The sequence below is a fragment of the Paracoccus sanguinis genome (assembly GCF_900106665.1).
Taxonomy (GTDB): Bacteria; Pseudomonadota; Alphaproteobacteria; order Rhodobacterales; family Rhodobacteraceae; genus Paracoccus; species Paracoccus panacisoli.
Genome location: NZ_FNNA01000002.1, coordinates 331,281 through 344,029 on the forward strand (window position 1 = coordinate 331,281; position 12,749 = coordinate 344,029).

Sequence of the window (12,749 nt, forward strand, 5' to 3'; positions counted from 1 at the left end):
TCAGAACCTCTGGGGCGAAAACGGGGACAGGTCGAGGACCGGCGCGGCGCCGGTCAGCAGGTCGGCGACCAGCCGGGCGGTGCCGGCGGACTGGGTGAGGCCCAGGTGGCCGTGGCCGAAGGCGTGGATCACCCGCGGCGTGGCCCGCGCCCGGCCGATGGCGGGGAGGCTGTCGGGCAGCGACGGGCGGAAGCCCATCCATTGGGTGCCGCCCTCGGTCCTGAGCGCGGGCAGGAATGCCTTGGCCTTGGCCAGCATCGCCTGCGCGCGGCGCCAGTTCGGGGGCAGCGCCAGCCCGCCCAGCTCGACCGCGCCGCCGACCCGGATGCCGGTCGAGAGCCGCGTGACGACGAACCCGTGGCCGCCAAAGGTGACCTGCGTGCGCAGGTCGAGCGCGTCGGGCGGCAGCGTGGTGTTGTAGCCGCGCTCGGTCTCGAGCGGGATGCGCTCGCCCAGCGTCCGGGCAAGGCGGTGGGAATGGGCCCCGGCGGCCAGCACCGCCTGCGCCACGGTCAGGCGGCGGCCGTCGGCGGTTTCGGCCGCGATGCCGGTATCGGTGGCGGAGAGCCGGGAGACGGCGGCGACCTCGATCCGGCCGCCGCGAGCGCGGAAATGATCGGCGAGCGCGAGCGTGTAGAGCTTCGGGTCGTTGATCGAGTACCAGCCGGGGGTGAAGGTGCCACGGATGAAGCGCGGGGCAAGCCCGGGCTGGATCGCCGCCATCTCGTCCCGCTCCACATGACGGAACGCGATCCCGTGCGCTTCGCGCGCCGCCCAGCCGGGGGCGGCGGCGGCGAACTCGGCGTCGCTTTCATAGACCTGCAGGTTGCCGTCCTTGCGCAGCATCCCCTCGGTCCCGGTGGCCCTCAGGAACGGCTGCAGTTCGTCGCGCGAGAGATCCATCAGCGCCGTCTGCGCCGCAATCGAGGCCGCCACCCGGCCGGGCCGGCAGGCGGCGGCAAAGCGGACCATCCACGGCGCGATCCTGAGCGCATAGGCGGGCGGCACCGTCAGCGGCCCCACCGGGTCCAGCAGCCAGCCCGGCGCCTTGCGCATGATCCCCGGCGAGGCGAGCGGCAGGATATCGGTAAAGGCAAACGCCCCCGCATTCCCGGCCGAGGCGCCCGCTGCCGGCCCCTCGCGGTCCACCACCGTCACCGACAGCCCACGCGCCTGCGCCGCAATCGCCGCCGACAGGCCGACCACGCCGGCGCCGATCACCAGAACATCAGGCTGCATCGCGGGGCGTCCTGTCAGTGGGTCGCGGCCAGGAACTTCTGCAACTCGGGCGTCTTCGGCGCCCCGAACAGCTCGGCCGGCGGGGCGATCTCGCGCATCACGCCCTGATGGAAGAAGGCCACGCGATCAGAGACTTCGCGGGCGAACTTCATCTCGTGGGTGACGCAGATCATGGTCATCCCCTCGCGCGCCAGCATCCTGAGCGTGTCCAGCACCTCGCCCACCAGCATCGGGTCAAGCGCCGAGGTCACCTCGTCGAAGAGCATATAGGCCGGCTGCATCGCCAGCGCCCGGGCAATCGCCATGCGCTGCTGCTGGCCGCCCGACATCCGCCCCGGATAGACGTCGAGCTTGTCGCCAAGCCCCACGTGCTCGAGCTGCTTCTTCGCCTCGGCCTCGGCCTCGGCCCGGCCCATCCCCAGCACCTTGCGCGGCGCCAGCGTCACGTTGTCGAGCACGGTCAGATGCGGAAAGGCGTTGAACTGCTGGAAGACGATGCCGATCTTGCGGCGCAGCTTGTTGAGGTTGGTGGACTTGGCGTGAACCTCGGTCCCGTCGACCAGGATGCGGCCGGAATCGATCGGCTCAAGCCCGTTGATGCAGGTCAGCAGCGTCGATTTCCCCGACCCCGAGCCGCCGATCACCGTCAGCACCTCGCCCTTGGCCACCGTCAGGTCGATGCCCTTGAGCACCTCGAGCGGGCCGAAGGATTTGCGGACGTTCTCGATCTCAATCATGGGACCACCGTCTTTCAAGCCAGCCGCCGAACCGGGCGAGCGGGAAGCTGATGAGGAAATAGAAGGCACCGCAGATCAGCAGCAGGAACAGCGGCTCCTGCAGGCGGGTGATGAGGATCTGGGTGGATTTGAGCAGCTCGGTGACCTGCACGACATAGACCAGCGCGCTGTCCTTCATCACCCCGAGCGCCAGCCCGATCCAGGACGGCAGCGCCACGCGGGTGGCCAGCGGCATGACGATGTTGGCCATGTCCTGCCACCAGTTGAGCCCCAGCGAGCGTGCCGCGCGCCGCGTGGTGGCCGGCACCGCGCCGATGGCGCCGCGCACGATCTCGGCGCAATAGGCGGCGGTGTAGAGGGTCAGCACCCCGCAGGCGATGGTGAAGCCCGACAGTTGCAGGCGCAGCACCATGCCCATGAAGGCGTTGGCGAGGACGAGCTGGATGAGCAGCGGGATCGAGCGGAAGACGTCGAGCACGAAGGTCAGCGGCGCGGCCCAGACCGGCCCGACCTGGGTGCGGAACACCCCGAAGATCACGCCGAGGATGGTGCCGAGCACGACCGAGATCGCGGTGACGAGCAGCGTCATCCCCGCGCCCTTGGCGAGGAAGACGAGGTCGGCCGAGGTGAGTGCGGTGTCGAACATGGCGCCCCTCAGTACCGGAACATCCGCGCCGCAAGCAGGCGCGCGCCGAGCTGGACGGTCTTGGTCATCAGGTAGAAGATCACCGCGGCGATGGCGAAGAGCTCGAAGGTGCGGAAGGTCAGCGCGTTCAGGTCCTGGGTGACGCCGTAGAGGTCGGTGTTCATCCCCACCGTGACGCCGAGCGAGGTCATCAGGATCGCCCACACCATCTGGTTGGTCATCGGCAGGAAGGCGATGCGCAGCATCTGCGGCATGACCACGTAGCGGAAGGATTGCAGCGGCGTCATCCCCAGCGACCGCCCGGCCCGCGGCTGGGTGTCGGGAATGGCCTTGAGCGCGCCGCGGAAGTTCTCGGCCAGATAGCCCGCGTTGTTGAAGGTGATCCCGATCAGCAGCGAGGTGAAGGGCGAGAAGTGGATGCCGAAGCTCGCCACCCCGAAATGCGCCATGTAGATCTGGAACAGCGCCGGCGTGTTGCGGGCGATCTCGACCCAGGCGGTGGCGAACCCCGACAGGATGCGGTTCCCCGACAGCCGGAACAGCGTGAGCACGATGGCCAGCAGGATGCCGAGGGCCATCGACAGCAGCGCGATCTGCAGCGTGACGGCCGCGCCGTCGAGCATCTGCGGCAGGCGGGCGAGCGCCTGTTTCCACTGGAACGTATAACCGAACATGCGCCCCCCTATCGGTCAGGCCGGGCGGCGCGCGGCCTCAGCCGGCGCCGCCCCTGCCGATCAGCGATAGACGCCCTTGATGGTCAGGTCGGCAGGCTCACCCTCGCCCACCCACTTGTTGTACAGTTCCTTGTAGCGGCCGGTGCGGACCTGCTGGTTGATGAACAGGTTCATGTAGTTGATGAGCCCGTATTCCTGCCGCAGCGTGAAGAGCGACACGTAGTCCGGCACCATCGGCGCCTTGTCCACGACGCGGATGCCGGGGAAGTTGCCCGACTTGACGTTGGCGTTGGCGACCTCGACCGTCGAGACGGTGGCGTCGAGCTGGCCCTGGCTCAGTGCCAGGAACACGTCGGCCTGGGTCTGGTAGGGCCGGAACTGCCCCTCGCCCCACTCCTTGACCTTGCCTTCCAGCCAGATCGCCTCGTAGGTGCCGGCGGTGGCGCCGACGGTCTTGCCCTTCATGCCTTCCCAGTTGGTCATCTCGACCTTGTCGTTGGCGACGACGGCGTTCTCGAACGCGTAATAGGGCACGGTCATGCCGACCGTCTTGGCCCGCTCGAGCGTGTCCGAGGTCGAGGCGACGCCGACATCGACGCGGCCCGCCATCAACGCCGGGATGCGCTCGGGGAACGGGGTCTCGACGATCTCGGCGGTGACGCCTAGCGCCTTGGCGAGGTCGTTGCAGTAGTCCACGTCAAAGCCGACCGGCTGGTTGTTGGCGTCGCGCGACCCCATCGGCGGGAAGTCGAGCACCACGGCGCAACGCAGCGTGCCCGAGGCGATGATGTCGTCGAGCTTGTCGGCCTGCGCCGTGCCCGCAAGCGCGGTCGCGGCCATGAGCCCGAAGGCCAGAGTCTTCACGGTGGTCTTGGCGGTCATGTGTCTCTCCCTGTTCTCGGGCGCTCTGGCCCGGTTTCGATTCCCGATTGTTCTCACCTTCGGGTGAGCGCCGCCACGGATCAATCTGAAATACATGGATTATGCAGATCGATCCGCCTCTCTCCGGCGGCGTTGGGCGGACCTCAGGGCAGGCAGTCCTGCACCGCGCCGGGCAGCTTGCTCCATTCCGCGTACCAGGCGCGGAACTGGTTGAACTGCGCTTCGGCCCAGGCCCGCTGGCTCGGGGTCAGCTCGTCGGTCTCGTTGAAATGCAGCGCGTATTCGGCGTCGCCCTGCATGACCATCATGTGCTTGTAATAGAGGACGAGGTCCGTCCCCTCGTCCCAGGTCGACAGCACCTCGAGCGCCTCGCCCAGCTCGCGGGCGCGGACGCGGGCATCGACGTCGCCGGTCGCGGCCTTCTGGGCCAGTGCGACGAAGTGCAGCACCTCGCGCGGGATGGCGTTGCCGATGCCGGTGATCGTGCCCGCCGCACCTGCCTTGACGTAGCCGTGGTAGACGCCGGTATCGACGCCCGCCATCAGCACCACGTCGGGGTTGCCCGCGGTGATGTACTCGGCGGCATAGGACATCGCGGCCTTGCCCCCGAACTCCTTGAAGCCGACGAGGTTCGGGTGCTCGGCCCGCAGCGCGAAGAACAGGTCGGCGCGGGTCTCGAACCCGTAGTGGGGCGAGTTGTAGATCACTGCCGGCAGGTCGGGCGCGGCCGACAGGATGGCCTTGAAGTGGTGACGCTGGGCGATGGGCGAGTTGCCGCGCGACAGCACCCGCGGGATCACCATGAGACCCGCGGCGCCGATCTTCTGCGCGTGGGCGGCGTGGGCCACGGCCGAGGCGGTGTTGACCGCGCCGGTCCCGACGATCACCGGAATGCCCGCCTTGACCAGCCGTTCGACGCCTTCCATCCGCTCCGCGTCCGTGAGCAGCGGCCAGTCGCCCATCGAGCCGCAATAGACGACCGAGGACATCCCCGCCTCGATCAGCTCGCGCGCCTTGCGGACCAGCGCCTCGAAATCGGGCTTCCGGTCGGCGGTGCAGGGGGTCATCAGCGCCGGGATCACGCCAGTGAAGATCGCAGGGGTCATCGGGCCGTCTCCTCCTCATGTCACAGCCGGGCGGTGCCCGACTCGTCCTCGCCGCTCACTCTGCCAGATTGTATTTTACTTGTCGACAAGAATTTGAGGTCAGAGCGCCGGGTCGTCGCGGTCGTCGCGCGCGAGCAGCGCCTGGATGTGGGCCACGATCTGGTCGGCATGGGCGCGCCCCAGCCGGTCGGCGGCGCCCACGTCGCCCGACGCGATGGCGGCGATGATCGCCTCGTGCTCCTCGACGTATTCCTGCGGCAGCCGGTCGTCGAAGGACTGGTAGTAGAGCCGCAAGAGCCGCCGCCCCTCGTCCAGCATCCGCACGAAGAACTGGGTGTAATAGGGGTTGCCGCCCGCCTCGGCGATGGCGGCATGGAAGGCGCGGTTGGCGGCGATCATCGCCAGCGCGTCCTGCGCGTTCACCGCCGCGGCATAGTCCGCCTGCGCGGCGCGGATGCGGGCCAGGTCGGCCGGGGTGTGATAGCGCGCTGCCTGCCGGTTGCTGACCCGGTACATCAGCGTGATCGCGTCGAAGAAATGATGCAGGTTCAGATAGTCGATGGGCGCCACAATCGTCGAGCGGTTGGGCAGCGTGTCCACCAGCCCCTCGCCCGCCAGACGCACCAGCGCCTCGCGGATCGGCGTGCGCGACATCCCGAAGCGCTCGGCCAGCGCCACCTCGTCCAGCGCGCTGCCGGGGCGCAGCACGAGGTCGAGGATCTCGTCGCGCAGGGTCTCATAGACAAGGCGCACGCCGGACCCCCGACGGCGCTCCGGCGCGGCGTCGGGCAGGGCTGCCAGGCTCTCGTCGGTCATCGATTCGGTTCTCTTCGCAAGGGAGCAGTGGGGGGCGTGGCGGGGCCGCGTGCGACACGCCCGCCTGCCCCGCCGGTGTTAACGGCCCCGGGCGCGTCGGTATATGTTTTTCTCGGTCAACCGCTTGAGCGCGCCTCACGCGCCGCGCGGCCTCAGTCCGCGGACCCGACCGAAAGCGTCACCGGCGCGAGCCCGTCGATCCGCCCCTCGAGCCGGTCGCCGGGGACCACGGCCCCCACCCCCGCCGGGGTGCCCGTCATGATCAGGTCGCCCGGCCCAAGCCGTTCGTAGCGCGAGAGGTCCGCGATCAGCTCGGGCACGCGCCAGACCATCTCGGCCAGCACCGCGTCCTGCCGCAGGTCGCCGTTCACGCTGAGCGCGATGCGCTGCGCGTCCGGGCTGAACCCGGCGACGGGCGTCAGCGGCCCGATCACCGCGCTGCCCGCGAAGTCCTTGCCCATCGACCAGGGCCGCCGCTTGTCCTTGGCCGCCGCCTGCAGGTCGCGGCGGGTCATGTCGAGCCCGACGCCGTAGCCCCAGACCAGCCCCAGCGCCGCCTCGGGCGCGACGCGGAACCCCGCGGTCCCCAGCGCCACCACCAGCTCGACCTCATGGTGCAGGTCGGCGGTCGCGGGGGGATAGGGCTGGGTCGTCCCCGAGGGGACCACCGCCAGCGCGGACTTGGTGAAGTAGAACGGCGCCTCGCGGTCGACCTCGGCCCCCATCTCGGCGGCGTGGGCGGCGTAGTTGCGCCCGACGCAGAACACCCGGCGGACCGGGAAGCGGGCGTCGGAGCCGTCGACCGGAAGGGTTGGCCAGTCGGGGGCGGGAAAGAGCAGAGCGGTCATGCGGGTCACCCGGGGTTGAGGGGCCGGCGGCCTCACCGCCAGCCCGAGAGGACGAACGGCGCCAGCAGCGCCGCCAGCACGAACGCGGAGCCGCGCAGGCTGGCGCGGCCGACCGGCGCCGCGAGGCGGGCGTGGTGAGCGCGGATGCCCCGGCCCGCCGCCGCGAGCCCTCGCGCCACGACCCGGCGCAAGGGCGGCTCCGCGCCCCGCCGCGCCTCAGTCCTCGGGGCCGACCATCTGCTCGGGGCGCACGATCCGGTCGAACTCGTCCTCGGTAACGAAGCCGAGGCCCACGGCCTCCTCGCGCAAGGTGGTGCCGTTCTTGTGGGCGGTCTTGGCGACCTTGGTGGCGGCGTCATAGCCGATGGTCGGCGCCAGCGCCGTCACCAGCATCAGGCTTTCCTTCATCAGCTTGTCGATGCGCGGCAGGTTGGCCTGCGTGCCGACCACCATGTTGTCGGTGAACGACCCCGCCGCGTCGGCCAGAAGCTGCATGGACTGCAGCACGTTGTAGGACATCATCGGATTGTAGACATTCAGCTCGAAATGCCCCTGGCTGCCGGCAAAGCCGACCGCCGCGTCGTTGCCCATCACCTGCGCGCAGACCATCGTCAGCGCCTCGGCCTGGGTCGGGTTCACCTTGCCCGGCATGATCGAGCTGCCCGGCTCGTTCTCGGGCAGGATCAGCTCGCCCAGACCGGACCGCGGGCCGGACCCCAGCAGCCGCAGATCGTTGGCGATCTTGAACAGGCTCACCGCGACGGTTTTCAGCGCGCCGTGAAAGAACACCATCGCGTCATGGGCGGCCAGCGCCTCGAACTTGTTCGGCGCGGTGACAAAGGGCAGGCCGGTGATCCTGGCGATCTCGGCGGCGATGGCGGTGTCCCAGCCCTTCTTCGTGTTCAGCCCGGTGCCCACGGCAGTGCCGCCCTGCGCGAGTTCATAGATCTGCGGCAGGCACAGCTTGACCCGTTCGATCCCCATGCGGACCTGATGGGCGTAACCCGAAAACTCCTGCCCCAGGGTTAGCGGCGTCGCGTCCTGCGTGTGGGTGCGGCCGATCTTGATGATGTCCTTGAACTCGTCGCGCTTGGCTTCCAGCGCGGCGGCGAGCTTTTCCAGCCCCGGCAGCAGGGTGTCGCGCGCGACCATGCCGATGGCGACATGCATCGCGGTCGGAAAGGTATCGTTGGACGACTGGCCCATGTTGACGTGATCGTTCGGGTGAACCGGCTTCTTGCTGCCCAGCTCGCCCCCCAGAATCTCGATGGCGCGGTTCGAGATGACCTCGTTGGCGTTCATGTTCGATTGGGTGCCCGACCCGGTCTGCCACACCACCAGCGGGAAGTTGTCGTCGAACTTGCCGGCCACCACCTCGGAGGCCGCCTGCACTATCGCCTCGCCCAGTTTCGGGTCGAGGTTGCCGGTCGCCATGTTCACCTGCGCCGCGGCCTGCTTGATGACGCCCAGCGCGCGGACGATCGCCACCGGCTGCTTTTCCCAGCCGATCGGGAAGTTCTGGATCGAGCGCTGGGTCTGCGCGCCCCAATACTTGTCGGACGGCACCTCGAGCGGGCCAAAGCTGTCGGTTTCGGTGCGGGTCGTCGGCATCCTCAATCCCCCTTGCGAGTCCTGGCGCGGCTTCTAGGCAAGCGGCCGCGGCTTGGCAACGGGTATGCAATTGCATGCCGACCAGGCCCGGCTTATCCCAACCGACAGGTCGCCGGCACGGGAAAGCTGTTTTCATCGGCGCGAAATCAGTTAAAATGGGAAAGCTTCGATAGCATGCGCTGTCTGCAAGGGACCGTTCGGCCCGCCCTTTTCGACCAGCGCAACGAAAAAGGTGCACGATGGCGACTCTGGAATTCTCGCTGTATCAGTATACGGTCGTCAACGGTGCCGTGACCGAGGTGTCCGGCCTGCAGACCCTGACCGTCGACGACAAGAACGGCGACGGACTGCTTAGCCAGAAAGAGCTGGCGGCCTATTTCCAGAAACAGGGCCACGGCCATCTTTGGGGGATCGGCGGAACCGATCCCGCCCGCCCCGCCACCTTTACCGTGGGCGACACCGGGAACCTCAAGGACTTCACCCTGTTCACCACCAGCCTCTACGAGGTCGGGGACAAGGTCGACACCAGCGGGCTGGTGCAGAACTTCAAACCGTTCGATCCGCACGAGGCGGGCGTGCCCTGCTTTTCCGCCGCCACGCTGATCGAGACGGCACGCGGCCCCGTGGCCGCCGGCGACCTGGCGGTGGGCGACATGGTGCGCACCCGCGACGCCGGGCTGCAGCCGATCCGCTGGATCGGGCGGCGTGCGCTGGACACCGCCGCGCTGGAACGCGCGCCGCATCTGCGGCCGATCCGCATCCGGGCCGGCGCCTTGGGCGAGGGCTGCCCGGCGGCCGACTTGGTCGTGTCGCCGCAGCACCGCATCCTGGTCCGCTCGCGGATCGCCCAGCGCATGTTCGGCACGGACGAGGTGCTGGTCGCCGCCAAGCAACTGTGCCAGCTGGACGGAATCGACGTCGCGCAGGACCTGAGCGAAGTCGTCTACATCCATTTCCTGTTCGACGACCACCAGATCGTGTTCTCGAACGGCGCCGAGACGGAATCGCTGCTGGTCGGACCCGAGGCACTGAAATCCGTGGGCATCGCGGCCCGCGCCGAAATCCTGGCCCTGTTCCCGGAACTGGCCGACCATGCGGCCGTGCCCGCCCGGACCGTGACCAGCGGCCGGATGGCCCGCAAGCTGGCGGTGCGCCACCTGCAGAACCAACGGCCGCTGGTCAACTGACCTCGGCTCGTCGTCCGTCGCGCGGGCACGGCGCGCGCCTGTCGGCGCGTCAGCCCGGGGCCTGGCGAAAGATATAAACCTGCGCCGGCGGCAGGTTCATCCAGATGCGGCGGCTGCGGGTATGGGTCAGGCCGAGATCGGCCCGCACCCGCGCCGACAGCGGCGGCTGGGTGCCATAGGTGATCTGCACAAAGGGCGCGCCCGGCTTCAGCATCCACAGCGCCGACCCGACGATGGCGTGCTGCATTTCATCGGACATCGGCAGGGTCGGCACGCCAGAGATCACCGCGTCCAGACCGCCCCGCCCGACATTCACCATGTCCTGCGCCGGACGGTTATGCACCGTCGTGCCAGGGAACAGGCTGCGGAGCCGGTCGCAGAACGCGGCGTTCAGTTCGTACAGCTCGAGCCTCTCGGGCGCGAGGCCGCGATCGAGGATGGCGCGGGTGATGGTGCCCGTCCCTGCCCCGATCTCTGCGACTGCCTGCATGTCCGGGCGGACGATGCGTGCCATTTCGCGCGCCGCGGCGCTGGCTGTCGGCGCGATGGCACGGATCTCGGTCGGGCGGCGGATCAGCTGGCCGAGAAAGAGAGAGAGGTCGGACATCGGGGCTCTCATGCGGGGGGCGGGTTCCGCCCTCCCTTAGCCGCCCGATGTGACAGTCGCGCCGCGGCCCCGTGTCGGTCGCGCGTCAGTCCCGCGACGGTCCGATGTCAGCCGGAGGCCGCTGCGCCGTTCGCGGCTATTTTCGCCACTTGTCGAGGCTGACGACCTCGGCCCCGCCGGTGGCGGGGGTCGAGGGCGCGGCGGCCTCGGGCTCGGCCGGGGCCTCGGCGGGCTCCTCGTCGTCCTCGCCGTCCTCCTGCGTCTCGAACCGCAGCCCGAACTCGACCGAAGGGTCAACGAAGGTCCGCAGCGAATCGAACGGGATGTAGAGCGGCTCGGGCGAGTTGCCGAAGTTCAGCGTGATCGCGAACCCCTCGTGCGTCACCGACAGGTTCTCGAACCAGTGCTGGATGACGATGGTCATTTCCTCGGGATAGCGCTCGCGCAGCCAGTCGGCCATCTCGACCCCCTCGTCGCGGGTGTCGAAGGTAATGAAGAAATGATGCTCGCCCGGCAGGCCGTCCTCGGCCACGGCCTGCAGCACATCGGCGATCAAACCCTGCATCGCCCGATGCATCATGCCGCCATAGTCGATTCCGCGTGCCATGTGGCGTCTCTCCTGCAGGCTCGTCCCTTGGGTCGAGCATAGGGATGGCGCGGGGAATGAAAAGCCCGGCGCGTCGGGGCGACGCGGCGGCGCATCGGTCAGGTGGGGGGAGGGGAAGGATGGCGCGGTTGACGGGGCTCGAACCCGCGACCCCCGGCGTGACAGGCCGGTACTCTAACCAACTGAGCTACAACCGCGCATGGTCCAGGGCGATGGTGTGGTGGTGGCGCGGTTGACGGGGCTCGAACCCGCGACCCCCGGCGTGACAGGCCGGTACTCTAACCAACTGAGCTACAACCGCCCAACCACACCCGGATCGCCTCCGGGGTGCGGGGGGTTTACGCAGCCCCGCCGGTGCGGTCAAGCGACAAAGCGCGGGTCGGAGGGGTTTCCCGCAAAAAACCCCCCGACCCCGGACGCGGGCGCGTGGCGGTGCCGTGATCACACCGGCGCGGAACGTGAAAAGGCCCCGCGGGTGCGGGGCCTTTCCGGTCCAGAAGCCGAGCCTCGGATCAGTTGCGGGTGTAGGCCGTCAGGTTTTCGATCTGGTCGGCGGGGGTGCCGACATAGGCCTCGAGGTCGCCCGCGGCGGTGCGCTGGAACGAGATCTGGTCCAGCGGGTAGGAAACCTGACGCTCGCCGATCCCGAGGAAACCGCCCACCGACACGATGGCCGCGTTGTTCGCGGCGTCGAAGGCGTCGATCTCGCCGATTTCGCGGTAGTCGTTGCCTTCGCGGGCAAAGACCTGCAGCCCGTCGAGGCCCTCGCCGGTCACTTCACCGGCCGGGACGGCGGTATAGCCCTCACGCAGCGCGATGTCCGAGGCCATCACCGGGGCCACGGCCACGGTGCCGTCGGCGGGCGCCGCGGCGGGGTCCGCGGCCGGGGCAGCGGCGCCGGCGGCGGGGGTCGCGCCGGTCACGTTGACCGCGGCATCACCCTGCTCGACCTTGACCTGAGCCTCGCCGGCCTTCTCGACCGCGACTTCCGGGGCCGGGGCGGCGCCGACGTTGACCTGCGCTTCGCCGGTCTGCTGGACGTCGACGGTGGCCTCGTTCTGGCGGATCTCGACCTGGGCCTCGTTGGCCTTGGTCACCTCGACCTGCGCCTCGGCGTCGGTCACGTTGACCTTCGCATCGGCGCTCTCGACCACGACGCGCGGCTCGGGCTGGACGAAGGAGACGACCGGCTCGGGCACGTCGACGGTGACCACCGGGGTCACGTCACCCACGGTCACGACCGGATCGGGCAGCGCGACCGAGACGACCGGCTGCGGGATGTTGACGGTGACGGTCGGCTCGGCCTGGGTCACGGTGATCTTCGGGGCGCACTGCTCGACGTTCACCTCGGGCGGGGCCTGGGTGACGGTCACGGTCGGCTCGGGCTGTTCCACAGTCACCTGCGGCGCGGGCTGGTTCACCTTGACGTCCGGGGTCGGCACGTTGACGTTCACGGTCGGCTCGGCCTGCTGGACGACGACCTGGCCGCCGGGGACGGCAACGGTCGCGTCGGTCGCCGGGGCGACGGCGGGGGCGGTGGTTGCCGCATCGGTCGCGGCCGGGGCCGTGGTCGCCGCGTCGGTTGCCGCAGGCGCGGTCGCCGCAGGCGCGGTCGCATCGGCGGCGGGCGCGGTCGTCTCGGCCGGGGCCGGGGCCGTCTGGGCCATCGCGCCGGCTGCGACGAAGGACAGGGCGGCCGCGGTGCCCAGAAGCTGCTTGATCATCATGGGGAGTTTCCTCTCGGTCATTCTAAGGTCATTTTTGTTATGACGTGCCCGCCGGTGTCTCA

The 12,749-nt window shown here is 69.2% G+C and carries 14 protein-coding genes and 2 tRNA genes; 1 reads left to right on the plus strand and 15 read right to left on the minus strand.

Annotated elements, in window-relative coordinates; translation table 11 throughout:
- From BLW17_RS08095 to fumC, 10 genes are all read right to left on the minus strand, one after another.
- Window positions 1-1,239, minus strand: a complete 1,239-nt coding sequence (locus tag BLW17_RS08095; RefSeq protein ID WP_036733656.1) for an NAD(P)/FAD-dependent oxidoreductase — start codon at window positions 1,237-1,239, stop codon at window positions 1-3.
- A gap of 14 nt (window positions 1,240-1,253) precedes the next feature.
- On the minus strand, window positions 1,254-1,976 hold the full coding sequence (locus BLW17_RS08100) for an amino acid ABC transporter ATP-binding protein (RefSeq protein WP_036701460.1): 723 nt from the start codon (window positions 1,974-1,976) through the stop codon (window positions 1,254-1,256).
- Entirely contained in the window at window positions 1,969-2,622 is a 654-nt protein-coding gene (locus BLW17_RS08105) for an amino acid ABC transporter permease (RefSeq protein WP_036701462.1), read from the minus strand. The genes BLW17_RS08100 and BLW17_RS08105 overlap by 8 nt, the downstream gene beginning before the upstream one ends.
- Before the next feature lie 8 nt (window positions 2,623-2,630).
- Window positions 2,631-3,296 carry an amino acid ABC transporter permease gene (locus BLW17_RS08110; protein WP_036709409.1) on the minus strand — a complete coding sequence of 222 codons (666 nt, stop codon included), beginning with the start codon at window positions 3,294-3,296 and terminating at the stop codon, window positions 2,631-2,633.
- 60 nt (window positions 3,297-3,356) lie between these two features.
- Window positions 3,357-4,178, minus strand: coding sequence for a transporter substrate-binding domain-containing protein (locus BLW17_RS08115; RefSeq protein WP_052171726.1), 822 nt, complete (start codon window positions 4,176-4,178; stop codon window positions 3,357-3,359).
- Between the two features lie 143 nt (window positions 4,179-4,321).
- The gene (locus BLW17_RS08120) at window positions 4,322-5,284 is read right to left on the minus strand and encodes a dihydrodipicolinate synthase family protein (RefSeq protein WP_036701467.1); all 963 of its coding nucleotides are present in this window, start codon (window positions 5,282-5,284) and stop codon (window positions 4,322-4,324) included.
- A gap of 99 nt (window positions 5,285-5,383) precedes the next feature.
- Window positions 5,384-6,100, minus strand: coding sequence for a GntR family transcriptional regulator (locus BLW17_RS08125; RefSeq protein ID WP_036733659.1), 717 nt, complete (start codon window positions 6,098-6,100; stop codon window positions 5,384-5,386).
- A 152-nt stretch (window positions 6,101-6,252) separates the two neighbouring features.
- A complete protein-coding gene (locus BLW17_RS08130; RefSeq protein WP_036733771.1) occupies window positions 6,253-6,948 on the minus strand; it encodes a fumarylacetoacetate hydrolase family protein in 696 nt (231 codons plus the stop codon).
- Between the two features lie 32 nt (window positions 6,949-6,980).
- Window positions 6,981-7,139 carry a hypothetical protein gene (locus tag BLW17_RS18105; protein ID WP_156116122.1) on the minus strand — a complete coding sequence of 53 codons (159 nt, stop codon included), beginning with the start codon at window positions 7,137-7,139 and terminating at the stop codon, window positions 6,981-6,983.
- Window positions 7,140-7,164: 25 nt separating this feature from the next.
- Window positions 7,165-8,559 carry a class II fumarate hydratase gene (gene fumC, locus BLW17_RS08135; protein ID WP_036733773.1) on the minus strand — a complete coding sequence of 465 codons (1,395 nt, stop codon included), beginning with the start codon at window positions 8,557-8,559 and terminating at the stop codon, window positions 7,165-7,167.
- Between the two features lie 239 nt (window positions 8,560-8,798).
- Here fumC and BLW17_RS17355 point away from each other — a divergent pair, with 239 nt between their 5' ends.
- Window positions 8,799-9,746, plus strand: a complete 948-nt coding sequence (locus BLW17_RS17355) for a Hint domain-containing protein (protein ID WP_081969138.1) — start codon at window positions 8,799-8,801, stop codon at window positions 9,744-9,746.
- A gap of 49 nt (window positions 9,747-9,795) precedes the next feature.
- Here BLW17_RS17355 and BLW17_RS08145 read toward each other — a convergent pair whose 3' ends face one another.
- The 5 genes from BLW17_RS08145 to BLW17_RS08165 all read right to left on the minus strand — a co-directional run bounded on the left by BLW17_RS08145 (window position 9,796) and on the right by BLW17_RS08165 (window position 12,687).
- Window positions 9,796-10,353, minus strand: a complete 558-nt coding sequence (locus BLW17_RS08145; protein ID WP_036733775.1) for a class I SAM-dependent methyltransferase — start codon at window positions 10,351-10,353, stop codon at window positions 9,796-9,798.
- Between the two features lie 136 nt (window positions 10,354-10,489).
- A complete protein-coding gene (locus BLW17_RS08150) occupies window positions 10,490-10,960 on the minus strand; it encodes an SspB family protein (RefSeq protein ID WP_036733777.1) in 471 nt (156 codons plus the stop codon).
- A gap of 120 nt (window positions 10,961-11,080) precedes the next feature.
- Window positions 11,081-11,157 (minus strand) — tRNA-Asp (locus BLW17_RS08155).
- A 27-nt stretch (window positions 11,158-11,184) separates the two neighbouring features.
- Window positions 11,185-11,261: transfer RNA gene (locus BLW17_RS08160), tRNA-Asp, on the minus strand.
- Between the two features lie 211 nt (window positions 11,262-11,472).
- Complete coding sequence (locus BLW17_RS08165) at window positions 11,473-12,687, minus strand: hypothetical protein (RefSeq protein ID WP_036733779.1); 1,215 nt, start codon at window positions 12,685-12,687, stop codon at window positions 11,473-11,475.
- Window positions 12,688-12,749: the final 62 nt, after the last annotated feature.